Consider the following 12,875-nt stretch of genomic DNA (forward strand, 5'->3'; position numbering starts at 1 on the left):
AGAGCCACACTCCGCTATATGAGTGGGCAGCGGGGGCCTGAGTTCCCTACCGATCACCTCGACCAAGCCTGGCCGGGCCGCGGTCGTACATCAAACTCTCTACAAGTAGCGGGGACCGCGCCGTGCCTCGCTGGGCGCTGGCGCGTCCAGAACGCGAGGCGCGTCACGGCGACCTGAGTGAGTGGTTGCGCCCAACCCAACGTGCCGGTCATTCGTCTCAGCTTCCGGATCGACTCCGTCGAGCCCGCCGACCGTGGCCGGCGTCTCGAGGGCAAGCCGGACTTTCACGTGCGGCACTGGGCACGACCAGGAGAACGGTTCGACGTCATGACGCGTGAGCACGGACGTCACGAACGAGAGGTCGACCAGCCCTCGGCGTCACTCTGCCGCGCGACTACAAACAGTTCGTCGGCGCCCACGGGAACGGCGTCATCGACGACTGCGTGATCATGCACGGTCCGGGCGGGCGGAACGACCTCGTCGAGGAGAACCGGTTCGCGCGGGCGCTGGTGCGGATGGATTTCGGCGACCCGGACGCGTGGTCGGAGGAAGCGGATTGGCCGCTCGGCGATACCGCTCATTGGACATCTGACCGGGCGGGTTCGCCGCCACTCTGGCCGCCCTGCTCGCCGGCGACCTGCAGAGCAGATACCTCAGTCGGCGGCTCAGCGGACCGCACACCTACCGCCGGCGTTGAAGTAGACGAGGGCCGGCTGGGGTTGGGCGCAACCACTTACGCAGGCCGCCCGGGTGGGGTGAGCGTTCTGGGCGCGCCAGCGCCCTGCTCACCCCGCCCGGGTCCCCGCGGGAGCGACGGTCTGCAACCCACCACCCCGCCGGGACATCCAGATCTTGACCTTGACCTTTAGCCAATCCCCTTCAGATACGCGCCGTTCTGGTTCTGGAACTCGTAGCCGTAGAACTTGTCCCAGTTGATCGACCAGGTCATCAGGCCCCGGAAGTTCGGGTTGGTGCCGCTGCGCAGGGTGTACGAACCGCAGCCGGTGTTGCGGATCAGGCAGTTGACCGCCGACTGGATCGCCGAAGGGGCGACGTAGCCGTTGCCGGCGCTGACCGAGGACGGGGCACCGAACGCGATCTGGTCCTCGCGCAGGGCCGGGAACATGTTGGCGGTGTTGCCGGCGACCGGGAAGCCGGCCAGCAGCATGTCGGTCATGGCGATGTGGAAGTCGGCGCCGCCCATCGAGTGGTACTGGTTGTCCAGGCCCATGATCGAGCCCGAGTTGTAGTCCTGGACGTGCAGGACGGTCAGGTCGTTGCGCATCGCGTAGATGACCGGCAGGTAGGAGCCGGCGCGCGGGTCCTGGCCGCCCCACGGGCCCGAGCCGTAGTACTGGTAGCCGAGCTGCACGAAAAACGTCTCGGGGGCCATGGTCAGCACGAAGCCGGCGCCGTAGCGGGCCTTGAGCGACTTGAGGGCCGAGATCAGATTGACGATGACCGGGGTGGTCGGGTTCTTGAAGTCGGTGTCGCCGGTGTTCAGCGACAGCGAGTGGCCTTCGAAGTCGACGTCGACGCCGTTCAGGCCGTATTTGTCGATGATGGCGCTGACCGAGCTGACGAACTTGTCCCGGGCGGCGGTGGTGGTGAGCTGCACCTGGCCGTTCTGGCCGCCGATGCTGAGCAGCACCTTCTTGCCGGCGTCGCGCTTGGCCTTGATGGCGGCGATGAAGGCGGCCTCACTCTCGACGCCGGGGCACTCGGTGGCCGGGCAGAGCGTGAACCGGATGTCGCCCGAGGTGGCCGACGTGGGCTCGCCGAAGGCCAGGTTGATGATGTCCCAGTTGGCGGGTACGTCGGACATCTTCACGTAACCGGAGCCGTTGGCGAAGCTGGAGTGCAGGTAGCCGATGAGCGCACGCTTGGGGAGTCCCGTGTTGGGCGGCGTCGTGGGTGGGGTGGTCGGCGGCGTCGTGGGAGGCGTCGTCGGCGGAGTCGTGGGTGGCGTGGTGGGGGGAGTCGTCGGCGGCGTGGTCGGGGGTGTGGTGCCGCCGCAGACCCCGTTGTCGATCCAGACGTCCCACTGTCCGCTGTGGGTGGACGGCTGCTCGTTCTGGGTCCACCACTTGGCGGTGTAGTTGTGGCCGCTCTGCGAGGCCACGTTGTCTTTCACATAGACGGCGGAGGCACTCCACGCCGGTGCGCACGCGGCGGCGGCGCTGGCGGTGGAAGCGAGGTAGACGGTGCCACCGCCGGCCGCGAGAACCGCGGTCATGGCGAAGATCATCGATCGGCGCATACGTGATTATGAATACTGTAAAGTTTATTTGTAAATAGCTAGCTGCCTCCGTGCAGCCACTCCGCGCGGTCGAGGAAGCCGTCGCCGTCGTCGTCGAACATGCGCTTCTCGAAGACGCCGTCGCCGTCCTTGTCGTAGTCGGCGTAGTCGACCTTGTTGTCGAGGTCGAGGTCGGTGCCGATGAAGTCGGCGTTCCCGTCACCGTCGAGGTCGACCACGATGTCGACGCCGCCGTCGGCGCGGCCCTGATAGGTCGCCTCGTCGAGCGTGCCGTCGCCGTCGGCGTCGACCTCGTTGGCGTAGCCCTCGGGCGGGGACAGGTCGATCGCCAGCTCGTCGGCGACCTGGGCGACGCCCGCGCCGAGCGTGATGTCGGGCAGGCCGTCGAGGTCGAGGCCGCCGGAGGGCGAGCCGAAGCCGGTCTCGACCGCCTGGTCGAGCGTCTCCGACGTGTGACTGGCGACCATGCCGGACACCGAGCCGAACTCGGACCAGGCACCGAGGTCTTCGTAGCCGTCGTTTCGAGCCATTCCCTGAAGGTACGGCCTCTAGTCCAGTTCCGGCATCGCCACCGGGTGTGGTCGTGGCCGGCAGGTGCCGCACTGCACCGCGTCGTCCACCACCAGCGACTCCGCCCGCCGCCGGGTCTCGGACCGGCTCACCTGCAACAGGTAGGGCCCGAACCGGGCGTGGTCGGCACAAACCCCTCGTCCGCAGAAGCGGCAACTAGCCCGGGCCGACTCGGCGCAGAACCAGCAGAGCATCGAACCTCCTGACGTGGCGGGCGTCCGGCGCCCGACACGTCAGTCGGACGGCGCGGGGGTGTTCTCGGGAGCCTGCGTCTCTGGTGGGGTCGTCTCCGGCGGGGGCGTGTTGGCCGGCGGCGTGGTGGCGGGCGGGGTCGTGGCCGGCGGTGGCGTCGTCGGCGGCCGCGGGGACGCTGGAGCGGTGGTCGGCCGCGGGGTCGGCCTGGTCGTAGTCGGGGCAGTGGTCGGCGCCAGGGTCTCGCCGCCACCGTTGTCGTCGCCGTCACCGGGGTCGACTGTCTGTGTCGGCGTGACTACAGTATCGGTAGGTGAGGGTGTCGCGCTCGGGGCGATCGACGGATTGATCGATTCCGAATCGGACGGTAGAAGGTCGTCGCTCGGGAACGGCTCGGGGCTGCTCGACGGCGGCGCCTCGACCGGCACCCCGTCGGCGCAGGCGAGCTGGTCGCCGGTGGCCGCGGTCGTGGTTCCGCCGACCGAGACGGTGCCCTGCGAGACCACAACGGCCTCGGACTCGACCGAATACCAGGCGGCACCGGTGTTGGTGACCGTCGGCTGGTTGCGGTCGATGGTCAGGGCGAGCGGTTTGTACGCCCCGCTGGTGCTGCCCGTGCCGGCCAGGATCCGGCCCGTCTGCAACGACACGGTCGCCTTCGGACTCTGGTCACGGCCGTTGCCGGTGCTCAGATTGCCGATGCCGAGCCGGGTGTTCGCGCAGAGCAGGGTGGTCGCCCCGCCCGCGAAGGTGAGCTTGGCCGAGGCCCGCGCCGGCACCTCGATCACTTCACCCTGGTCGAGATACCGCTCCGCACCGGCATCGAGATTTTTCGGTACGCCGTTCATCGTCGCCGTCACCAGGCCCTGCTCGATGGAGAGCAACACCCGGTCGGCCGGCATCTCGGCCCACGCCGGGCCGGGCCGGAACGACATGCCGGTGAGGAAGAGCGCGACCGTCAGCAGCACCACGACCAGCCAGGTCAGCCCGCGCTCGAACCGCCGGTCGGCCGTCTGATCGCCGGGGCCGTCGGGCGGGCCGGGCGGCATGGTCAGCGGCGGGTAGGCCGCGCCACCGCCGGGGACGCCCGGACGCAGCGAGCCCTTCACGGTGACGACCGGCATCGGCGAGCCGGGCCGGTGGGTGGCCCCGACCAGCGGGGGCAGATCAGAGGCGTCGGGCAGGACCCACAGCCGTACGGGGGTGATGGTCTGCGCGACCATGCCGGGGCTGCCGTCGCCGACCGGGCCGACCAGCGTGCCCCGCCGCAGCTCGACACCGTCGGGCAGCGCGATCACGCCGGACTCGACGACGACGGCGTGGGTCGGGCCGGGCAGGATCACCGGCGCACCCGGATCGAGGTCGACCGGGTGGGCCGAGGCGATCAGGGCGAGCCGCTGATCGGTGGCCAGGCCGGCCAGGGCCGGGGTGTCGGCGAACAGCGACTCGGCCTCGGTCCGGTCGTGCGGCGGCGGACCGGGCAGCGGGCCGACCACGGTGGCCACGGTGGCGGTCGGGATCGACAGCAGCGTGGTGCCCGCGGTGTGCCAGTCGAGCTCGGTCGACCGGCCGGTGATCGCGTTGACCAGGCCGACGACGGCGCCCGGGCCGACGTGGTGGCGGATCGTGCCGGGCGGGTCGCCGGGCCGGCGGGCCTCGAGCGCGCCCTCGACGACGACGTAGACGGCCTGCTGGGCGCCACCGGCAGCGATGACCTGACGGCCGGTCGGCGGGTGCACCCAGCGGGCCCGGGAGGCCAGCCCCTGCAACGCCGGCTCGGGCAGCCCACCCAGGTCGGAGGCCCGCAGCGCGGCCAGCCGTCGGGGACTGTCGGCCTCGCGGTCGTTCTCGGCGCGGCGCAGCCGGGAGAGGCCCCACCAGCGGGTCAGCCGGCTCAGGAGGAAGTAGACGATCGGGGCGGCCAGGCCGAGCGCGACGGCGATCAGCAGCAACGCCCCGGCCGCGCCCTCGTGCCACAGGCCGGTGGCGACCCCGGCCAGCCGGTCCTCCCAGATGCGGACGGCCACGTTGGCGGCCAGGGCCACCCAGCAGACGGCCAGGAAGCCGTACAGGGCGATCAGCCGGCCCTCACGGTCGAGCGAGCCCCAGGCCGGCGGACGACCGCGCAGGCGGCCGCTGACCCAGGCCAGCGCCCGGTTGCGCAGTTGCGGCACCTCGAGCCAGTTCATCAGCAGGAGCTGACCGTCGAGCGGGAGCAGCGGGCTCAGGTGCACGAACGCGCTCAGATAGCTCAGGAAGGCCAGCTTGAAGGCGACGTCGGCGACCGGCGGCAGGGCCAGCCCGACCAGTTGGGCCAGACCGCCCAGCAGCAGCGCGCTCATCGGACCGGCGGCCGAGACCAGCAGCCGGGCCCGGCGCCCGGCCATCCAGACGTCGCTGGTGTCGACGAACAGCGACGGCAGTCCGAACCAGACCAGGAACCCGGCGGCCGGCACCTCGCGGCCGGTGTGTTTGGCCGCCATCGCCCGCGCGTATTCGCGGACACCGACCACGACCAGGTTGAGCAGCAGCAGGGTGATCGCGCCGAACAGGTAGGAGTCGCCGGTGAGGAAGAGCGAGCGGCTGCCGCGGGTCCAGGTGGCCACGAACAGGCCCAGGCCCAGCACGGAGAGCACGGCGGTCACGATGCCGACGGCCTTGTTGAAGAAAAGCTTGCCGCCGGCCCGGTAGAGCGCAGTGACCAGACCGTCGACGTTGACCAGCAGCATGCGGCGGCCACGGGCGGCGGCGAGCAGCGAGTTGCCGACCCGCTCCCCCACCGGGCGGCGCCGCAGCTCCTGCAGCGGGCGGAAGGCGTCCATCGGCAACTCGTCGAGCATCCGGTTGCCGGCCAGGTCGGCCACGACGCGGCGCACCTGGTCGGGGGCGAGCCGGCCGGCGATGCGGGCGAACTCGGCGACCAGCCGGGCCACCGTGTGCTCGCCGTCCATCAGCAGCGCGAGCTCCCACTCCTCGGGGGTCAGCCGCAGGTAGCTGGCGCGCTCGCCGTCATCGGGCGACCGCAGCATGATGTAGTCGCCGCCGCGGACCGCGGTGAGCTGGACATACTCGACTCCGGCGCGGAGCACGGGACGGGCGCTGGTCGGATTGAGCCGATCGACGACCGCGCCCCACAGCCCAGGATCGGCCGGGCCGGACGGCTCACCCGGAGCTCGACCTGCCAGCGCCTCCCAGACGTTCATCCGGGTCTCGACGTAGGTCAACCTGGTGCCTCTCACTGCCGGGATACCGCCGATGACGAAGGGAGATTAGGCGGTCAGCCAGCACCATGGCGAGTCCCCCGTGCCATTTTCGGCCGTTTCCTCCGGAAGTCGGAGAATCACTCCGTACAAACGTACGGCGGGCGGTGTGACAACCCCCCTTGTCACACCACCCGCCGTAGCGAGAGGGGTAAAGCCTGTTTACTGCGCCTCGGTCAGCGTCACCGTGACCGACTTCTTGGCCCCGCTGCGGGTGAACTCGATGACCATCTGCTGGCCGACCGTGCCCGCCTGGACGGCGGCGATCAGGTCTTCCGAGTCGCCGACGGCCTTGCCACCGGCCGAGGTGATCACGTCGCCCTGCTGGAGGCCGGCCTTGGCCGCGGCGCTGTTCGCGGTGACCTGGCTGACCAGGGCGCCGCCGTTCTCCGCCTCGGTCACGCTGACGCCGAGCGCGGGGTGGCTGACCTTCTTGCCGGCCATCAGGTCGTTGACCACCTGCTTGGCCTTGTCACTGGGGATCGCGAAGCCCAGGCCGATGTTGCCCGAGCTGCTGCCCTGGGTGGCGATGGCCGAGTTGATGCCGATGATCTCGCCGTTGGTGTTGACCAGGGCGCCGCCCGAGTTGCCGGGGTTGATCGGCGCGTCGGTCTGCAACAGGCCGGACATCGTGGTGGACGAGCCCTGCTGCTGTTGCTGCTGGCCGAACGGGCTCTCCTGCTGGCCGCCGCCCTCGCTGCTGGACGTGATGGTGCGGTCTTTGGCGCTGATGATGCCGGCGGTGACCGAGCCCTCGAGGCCGAGCGGGCTGCCGATCGCGAGCACCGTGTCGCCCACCTGCATCTTGGCGCTGCTGCCGAAGGTGGCGGGCTTGAGGTCGGAGACGCCGGAGACCTTGACCACAGCCAGGTCGGTCCGCTCGTCGGTGCCGACGATGGTGGCGCTGGCCTTCTTGCCGTCGGCGAAGATGACCGTGACCGTGTTGCCCGAGGCGCTGGCCACCACGTGGTTGTTGGTGACGATGTAGCCGTCGGCCGAGATCACGACGCCCGAGCCCTCGCCGCTGCCGGTGGTGATCGAGACGACGCTGTCCTGCACCGCGGCGGCGATCTGGGCCAGCGACGAGCGGTCGACCACCCGGGTGACCGACGAGTTGCCGGTCTGCACCGACGGGGACGAGCCGTTGTCGCCGAAGGCGAGCGCGGTCGCCGCGCCCACCCCGCCCGCGGCCAGCGCGATCACGACCGCGGCGGCGCCGGCGACGAAGATCTTGCGACCCCGGCCCGGGTTGCGCGGTGGCTGGTCGACCGGCTGGGCCCACGCGGGCTGGCCCTCGGTGCCGGGCGTCCAGGCCTGGCCCTCGCCCCAGGCCTGGCCGCCCTCGGTGATGCCGAGCGGCTGCGTCGTGTGCTGCTGGGTGTGCCCGGCGGCCCAGCCGCCGGCCGCGGCGCCCGCTCCGGCGTAGGCCGACTGGTGGCCATGACCGCCGTAGGGCTGCTGCTGCTGCGGATAGCCCGACTGCTGCCCGTAGCCCGGGTGGGGCTGCTGGCCCGGGTGGGGCTGCTGGCCGGGGTGCTGCGGCTGCTGATAGCCCGCCTGCTGCCACGGAGACTGCGGCGCGGCGGGCGGCGGGTTGTGCGGCCACTGCGGCGCGCCGGACTGGGGAGCACCTGACTGGGGGATGCCGGACTGCGGGGCAGCTGCCTGGGGAGCGCCCGGGTGGGGAGCGCTCGACACCGGCCGGGCCCACTGGGGGGCCTGCGGGGCCGCCGGCTGGGGAGCGGCGGGCTGCGCGGCGGTCGGCTGCTCAGACTGTCCCCGCTCCGGGCTGCTGCTCTCAGAGGAGGCGTCCGCGGGTCGCGGGTCGGTCTCGTTCTCGTTCATGCCACCAACCTTGCCCCGTCGCTCTCGGATCGACCTGTGTTAGTCCTGGATGTTTTCTGTGAACCCTTTATCCGATTTTACGGTGGGCAAAGCGACCTTAAAGGTGGCTCCCTGCCCGGGTTCACTGATCACCTCGACGCTTCCTTGGTGCGCCCGGACGATCGCCGCCACGATGGCCAGCCCGAGACCGGTGCCGGTCGCGGTGCGGTCGGTGTTCCGGGTGCGGGCCTCGTCAGCGCGATAGAACCGCTCGAAGACGTGGGCCCGCTGCTGGGTCGAGAGGCCGGGCCCGGTGTCCGACACCTCGACCACCGCGCGGTCCTCCCCCTCGGCGTAGAGCCGCAGAATCACCTTGGCGTCGAGCGGGGTGTGCACCAGCGCGTTGGTCATCAGGTTGCCGATCACCTGGCGCAGGCGGGCGTCGTCGCCCAGGGCCACCAGCTGCTCCGGCTGGTCGCGGACCTCGAGCTCGATGGTGCGCTCGGGGGCCATCGCCTCGGCCGCGTCGATCGCGTCGAGGGCCAGCACCGGCAGCTCGACCGGGCCGAGGGTGAGCGGGCGTTCCCGGTCGAGCCGGGCCAGCAGCAGCAGATCCTCGACGAGCAGGCCCATCCGGGCCGCCTCGTCCTCGATCCGGCGCACCAGCCGGGCGACGTCGTCGGGATCGGTCACCGCGCCCTGCCGATAGAGCTCGGCGAAGCCGCGGATGGTGGTCAGCGGGGTGCGCAGCTCGTGCGACGCGTCGGCCACGAACTGCCGCATCTTGCCCTCGGACTGCACCGCCCGGGCCTCGGAGGCCTGCGCCGCGTCGGCCGCGTCGACCGCGACCACCTCGGCCGCGCGGGCCGCCGCCTCGGACTCGGCGCGCGCACTGAAGGCGGCCTCGATCTGGGCCAGCATCGCGTTGAGCGCCTTGGCCAGCCGGCCCAGCTCGGTCTGCGGTTCGCCGTCGTGAGCCTCGGGGTCGGGCACACGTTGGGTGAGGTCGCCGGCCCCGATCGCCGCCGCCGTGCGTTCGATCTGCAACAGCGGCACCAGGCTCTGCCGCACGATGGCGGCCCCGATCGAGGCCAGCGCGATCAGCACGCCCACGCCGACCAGCAGGTCGACCCAGACCATCTGGTTGACCGCGAGCCCGATCACCGAGAGTTTCTCGCCGACCTGGATGACCTGGCCCCACTGGTCGATGACGATGACCACCCGCCAGGTGACGTCGCCGCTGGGCGAGCGCACCGTGTAGGGCTCGCCCAGCAGGGCGTTGATGTCGTCGGAGCCCTTGACCAGCGGCGGCACGTCGTCGGGGTCGAGGTCGAGGTCGCCGATCACCGGCTTTTCCGAGCGGACTCCGTCGACGCTGCTGGACGAGACGTAGTAGTCGCTCGGCACCGGGATCTCGGAGCCGGACCGGGCCTTGGCGATGGTCGCCGCATAGATCGACAGCGAGGTGTCGAGCCGGTCGAGCAGGTAGTTGTGCAGCGCGTAGGTGCTGGCGGCGCTGATCGCGGTCAGCGCCGCGAACACCAGGATCAGCACGGACGCCACGAGTTTGACCCGCAGCGACACCTTGCGCAGGCTCGGCTGCGGCGGTATCGACCCGCGAACCCGCTCGGTGAGCGTCACGACGGGGCTCAGACGGCTGGTTTGCGGAGCACGTAGCCGACGCCGCGGAGCGTATGGATCAGTCGCGGCTGCACGTTGTCGACCTTGCGGCGCAGGTAGGAGATGTAGGACTCGACGATGTTGTCGTCACCGCGGAAGTCGTATTTCCACACGTGGTCGAGGATCTGCGCCTTGGAGAGCACCCGGTTGGCGTTGAGCATCAGGTAGCGCAGCAGCTTGAACTCGGTCGGCGACAGCTGGACCCGCTGGCCGGCCCGGTAGACCTCGTGGGTCTCCTCGTCGAGCTCGAGGTCGGCGAAGACCAGACGGGACGGCTCGTCGTCGCCCTGGGTCGTGCGGCGAAGCACCGCCCGGATGCGGGCGGTGAGCTCTTCGAGGCTGAACGGCTTGGTGACGTAGTCGTCACCGCCCAGGGTGAGACCACGGATCTTGTCGTCGGTGCCGTCGCGGGCGGTCAGGAAGACCACCGGGGTGCGCTGGCCACCCTCGCGCATCAGCCGGATGACCTCGAAGCCGTCGAGGTCGGGCAGCATGACGTCGAGCACGACGAGGTCGGGCGTGGTGTTCTTCGCCGCGCTGACCGCCGCGCTGCCGCTCGTCGCGGTGCTCACGTCGAAACCGGCGAAACGAAGGCTGGCGGAGAGAAGCTCGAGGATGTTCGCATCGTCCTCGACGACGAGCAGTTTCGCCTCGCTCTGCTTGGGCTGGGTCTGGGCGGCCATGCGCACCATTGTTTATCAGCCCGCTGCAGCTTGCCTGCACGGTGCCTGAAAGTTTTCTGTGAAGAATCAGGCAGCCAGGCGGTAGCCGCTCACTCCCATCGAGGACTGGGCGGCCCGGGCCAGCGCCCTGCGGTCGGCGCCGGGCGCGGGGCGCAGCGCGGGGGCGGTCACCAGGGTCACCGTCAGCGACCGTAGCGCCGCCACCCGGCGTACGGAATCGAACAGGGTGTCGTCGCCGATGAAGGCCGCCGCCGTCGAGTCGTAGCAGATCGAGGCCGGCACCACGGGTGCGCCCGCGTCGACCGCGGCCTGGAACAGCGCCGGCCGGAAGCGACCCTGGTTGGCGCCGCAGAACGTCGTACCCTCGGGGAAGGCGGCGACCGTACGACCGGAGCGCAGTGCCGCGGCCACCTCGGCGACCGTCCCGGGCAGAGCCTTGGGCCGGGAGCGGTCGATGAAGATCGCCCCGGACAGCCCGGCCAGCGATCCGATGCCCGGCCATCCACCGACCTCGCCCTTGGCCACCAGGCTCATCGGCGCGACCGCCATCAGCACCAGGATGTCGAGCCAGGAGACGTGGTTGGCGACCAGCAGGCTGCCCGGCTTGAGGGCCGGTCCGCGGCGGACCAGCCGGATGCCGAGCACCCGTAGCATCGCGCGAGCCACCCCGCGCAGGGCGAGTCCGCGCAGGAACGGCGCCAGCAGCATCCCGCCGACCAGGACGAACCCGAGAGCGACCATGCGCAGCGTGCCGGCGCCGGGCGTGGCGTGCCGGTCGCCGCCGTCGCGGCACTGGTCGCCGCAGCCCGAGACCGGCTGCCAGAGCCCGGTCAGCGCACCCCCGGCGATCATCGCGCCGCTCCGAGGAAGTGCCGGCGGTAGCGCGGGTCCATCCGGTCCATCGAGAACAGCACGTAGAAGTCGGCGCAGTTGAAGTCCGGGTCGTAGGCGGGCCGGCCGCAGACCCAGGCACCCAGCCGCAGGTAGCCCTTGAGCAGCGCGGGCGGCTGCACCTTGGGGTCGCCGACGATGTCGGTCTCGGCCAGCCAGTCGCGGCGCGGGGTGACCCGCATGGCGGGCGGAGCGAGGTGCCTGGCCTCGACCCGGGCCCACACGCCGGCCGCGGTCACGCCGCCGTCGTCGAGCGGCACCGAGGCGCAGCCGGCCAGCCAGCGCAGGTTGTTCAGGTGCAGGTAGCGGGCGATCCCGGCCCACATCAGGTTGATCACCGAGCCGGACCGGTGGTCGGGGTGCACGCACGAGCGGCCGGTCTCGACCAGCTGGTCGCGCAGCGGGCTCAGCGCGGACAGGTCGTACTCGCCGTCGCCGTAGCGCCGGCCGGCCCGTTCGGCGGCCTTCGGGGGAAGCATCCGGTAGGTGCCGACCACGGCGCCGGTGGCGTCGTCGCGCACGATCAGGTGGTCGCAGAAGTCGTCGAACTCGTCGACGTCGCGCCCGTCGGGGGTCGCGCCCGCCAGCGTGGCGCCGAGTTCGCCGGCGAACACGTCGTGGCGCAGGCGCTGCGCGGCGGCGACCTGGCTCGGGTCGTCGGCGATGAGCAGGGTGTAGCCGCTGGTTCCGGTGGGGGCGGCGGCAGTCAGCAATACGGCCATGTGATGTGTGTAAGGGCGACACCTGCCGATGGAATGTCGCCTCAGGAGGCGATTCATGGCTACAAAATGAACGGCTTGTGCGAGCCTTCCTCATGTGGATGCCTTCAGTCGGGTCAGGGGTGGCGGTCGGGGCGGTCGGATGGGCATTCCGACACGGTTCAACGGTCCGCCCGGATCCGGGAACGGCGGGTGGTCGGCCGGTCTGTTCGCGGAGGCGGCCGGGGCCCGGCTCGGCGGTCCGGCCCTCGAGGTGACCCTGCGCGTGCCACCTCCGCTCGAGACCGCGATGACGTACGCCGAGGGCGCCGTCCACCACGGTGACGTGCTGGTGGCGACGGTGGCCGAGGCGACCGGCGACATCCCGGCGGTGGCGGCGGTCGACCCCGGGGAGGTGGAGACGTACCCGGGTTTCAGCCACCACCCCTTCCCCACGTGTTACGTGTGCGGTCCGGACCGGCCGGACGGGCTGCGCATCTTTTCGCGGGCGCTGCCGGACGGGCGTACGGCCGCGCCCTGGTCCGTCCCGGCCGAGGTCGATCTCAAGGTGCTGTGGGCGGCGCTCGACTGCCCCGGCGGATGGGCCGCGCTGGGCACCGGGCGCACCTACGTGCTGGGCCGGATCGCGGTCACCGCCGACGCTCTGCCCGAGCCGGGATCGGCCTGCGTGGTCACCGGCGAGGCGGTCGAGTTCGCCGGGCGCAAGGCGATGGTCCTGTCCACCGTTCACGGCCCCGACGGCCGGGTGCTGGCCAAGGCCAGGGCCACGTGGATAGCCACGACCTAGTAAGTTGAC

11 protein-coding genes are annotated in these 12,875 nt (G+C 71.2%); 1 reads left to right on the top strand and 10 read right to left on the bottom strand.

Features of this window, described 5'->3' with window-relative positions:
- Window positions 1-347: 347 nt before the first annotated feature.
- From KOI35_RS45600 to KOI35_RS45645, 10 genes are all read right to left on the bottom strand, one after another.
- Entirely contained in the window at window positions 348-581 is a 234-nt protein-coding gene (locus KOI35_RS45600) for a hypothetical protein (protein WP_215796045.1), read from the bottom strand.
- Window positions 582-865: 284 nt separating this feature from the next.
- Entirely contained in the window at window positions 866-2,236 is a 1,371-nt protein-coding gene (locus tag KOI35_RS45605) for a chitinase (protein WP_438870668.1), read from the bottom strand.
- Between the two features lie 62 nt (window positions 2,237-2,298).
- Window positions 2,299-2,790 carry a hypothetical protein gene (locus KOI35_RS45610; RefSeq protein WP_215796047.1) on the bottom strand — a complete coding sequence of 164 codons (492 nt, stop codon included), beginning with the start codon at window positions 2,788-2,790 and terminating at the stop codon, window positions 2,299-2,301.
- A gap of 18 nt (window positions 2,791-2,808) precedes the next feature.
- On the bottom strand, window positions 2,809-3,024 hold the full coding sequence (locus KOI35_RS45615) for a hypothetical protein (protein ID WP_215796048.1): 216 nt from the start codon (window positions 3,022-3,024) through the stop codon (window positions 2,809-2,811).
- A 39-nt stretch (window positions 3,025-3,063) separates the two neighbouring features.
- A complete protein-coding gene (locus tag KOI35_RS45620) occupies window positions 3,064-6,246 on the bottom strand; it encodes a cyclic nucleotide-binding domain-containing protein (RefSeq protein WP_215796049.1) in 3,183 nt (1,060 codons plus the stop codon).
- 198 nt (window positions 6,247-6,444) lie between these two features.
- Window positions 6,445-8,127, bottom strand: a complete 1,683-nt coding sequence (locus tag KOI35_RS45625) for a S1C family serine protease (RefSeq protein ID WP_215796050.1) — start codon at window positions 8,125-8,127, stop codon at window positions 6,445-6,447.
- 39 nt (window positions 8,128-8,166) lie between these two features.
- Complete coding sequence (locus tag KOI35_RS45630) at window positions 8,167-9,747, bottom strand: sensor histidine kinase (RefSeq protein ID WP_215796051.1); 1,581 nt, start codon at window positions 9,745-9,747, stop codon at window positions 8,167-8,169.
- Window positions 9,748-9,755: 8 nt separating this feature from the next.
- The gene (locus KOI35_RS45635; RefSeq protein ID WP_127497738.1) at window positions 9,756-10,469 is read right to left on the bottom strand and encodes a response regulator transcription factor; all 714 of its coding nucleotides are present in this window, start codon (window positions 10,467-10,469) and stop codon (window positions 9,756-9,758) included.
- Window positions 10,470-10,535: 66 nt separating this feature from the next.
- Entirely contained in the window at window positions 10,536-11,321 is a 786-nt protein-coding gene (locus KOI35_RS45640) for a lysophospholipid acyltransferase family protein (RefSeq protein ID WP_215796052.1), read from the bottom strand.
- A complete protein-coding gene (locus KOI35_RS45645) occupies window positions 11,318-12,082 on the bottom strand; it encodes a GNAT family N-acetyltransferase (RefSeq protein ID WP_215796053.1) in 765 nt (254 codons plus the stop codon). Before KOI35_RS45645 ends, KOI35_RS45640 begins: the two co-directional genes overlap by 4 nt.
- Window positions 12,083-12,221: 139 nt before the next feature.
- Between KOI35_RS45645 and KOI35_RS45650 the strand changes: the two genes are divergently transcribed.
- Window positions 12,222-12,866, top strand: coding sequence for a hypothetical protein (locus tag KOI35_RS45650; protein ID WP_215796054.1), 645 nt, complete (start codon window positions 12,222-12,224; stop codon window positions 12,864-12,866).
- Window positions 12,867-12,875 lie beyond the last annotated feature (9 nt).

The organism is Paractinoplanes bogorensis (genome assembly GCF_018829635.1).
GTDB classification, from domain to species: domain Bacteria; phylum Actinomycetota; class Actinomycetes; order Mycobacteriales; family Micromonosporaceae; genus Actinoplanes; species Actinoplanes bogorensis.

Bases quoted from the DNA above. Each gene is read 5' to 3' on its own strand.
- KOI35_RS45650 (WP_215796054.1), top strand. From the start codon at position 12,222: ATGGGCATTCCGACACGGTTCAACGGTCCGCCCGGATCCGGGAACGGC.
- KOI35_RS45610 (WP_215796047.1), bottom strand. From the start codon at position 2,790: ATGGCTCGAAACGACGGCTACGAAGACCTCGGTGCCTGGTCCGAGTTC.
- KOI35_RS45605 (WP_438870668.1), bottom strand. From the start codon at position 2,236: ATGACCGCGGTTCTCGCGGCCGGCGGTGGCACCGTCTACCTCGCTTCC.
- KOI35_RS45615 (WP_215796048.1), bottom strand. From the start codon at position 3,024: ATGCTCTGCTGGTTCTGCGCCGAGTCGGCCCGGGCTAGTTGCCGCTTC.
- KOI35_RS45640 (WP_215796052.1), bottom strand. From the start codon at position 11,321: ATGATCGCCGGGGGTGCGCTGACCGGGCTCTGGCAGCCGGTCTCGGGC.
- KOI35_RS45645 (WP_215796053.1), bottom strand. From the start codon at position 12,082: ATGGCCGTATTGCTGACTGCCGCCGCCCCCACCGGAACCAGCGGCTAC.
- KOI35_RS45625 (WP_215796050.1), bottom strand. From the start codon at position 8,127: ATGAACGAGAACGAGACCGACCCGCGACCCGCGGACGCCTCCTCTGAG.
- KOI35_RS45635 (WP_127497738.1), bottom strand. From the start codon at position 10,469: ATGGCCGCCCAGACCCAGCCCAAGCAGAGCGAGGCGAAACTGCTCGTC.
- KOI35_RS45600 (WP_215796045.1), bottom strand. From the start codon at position 581: ATGAGCGGTATCGCCGAGCGGCCAATCCGCTTCCTCCGACCACGCGTC.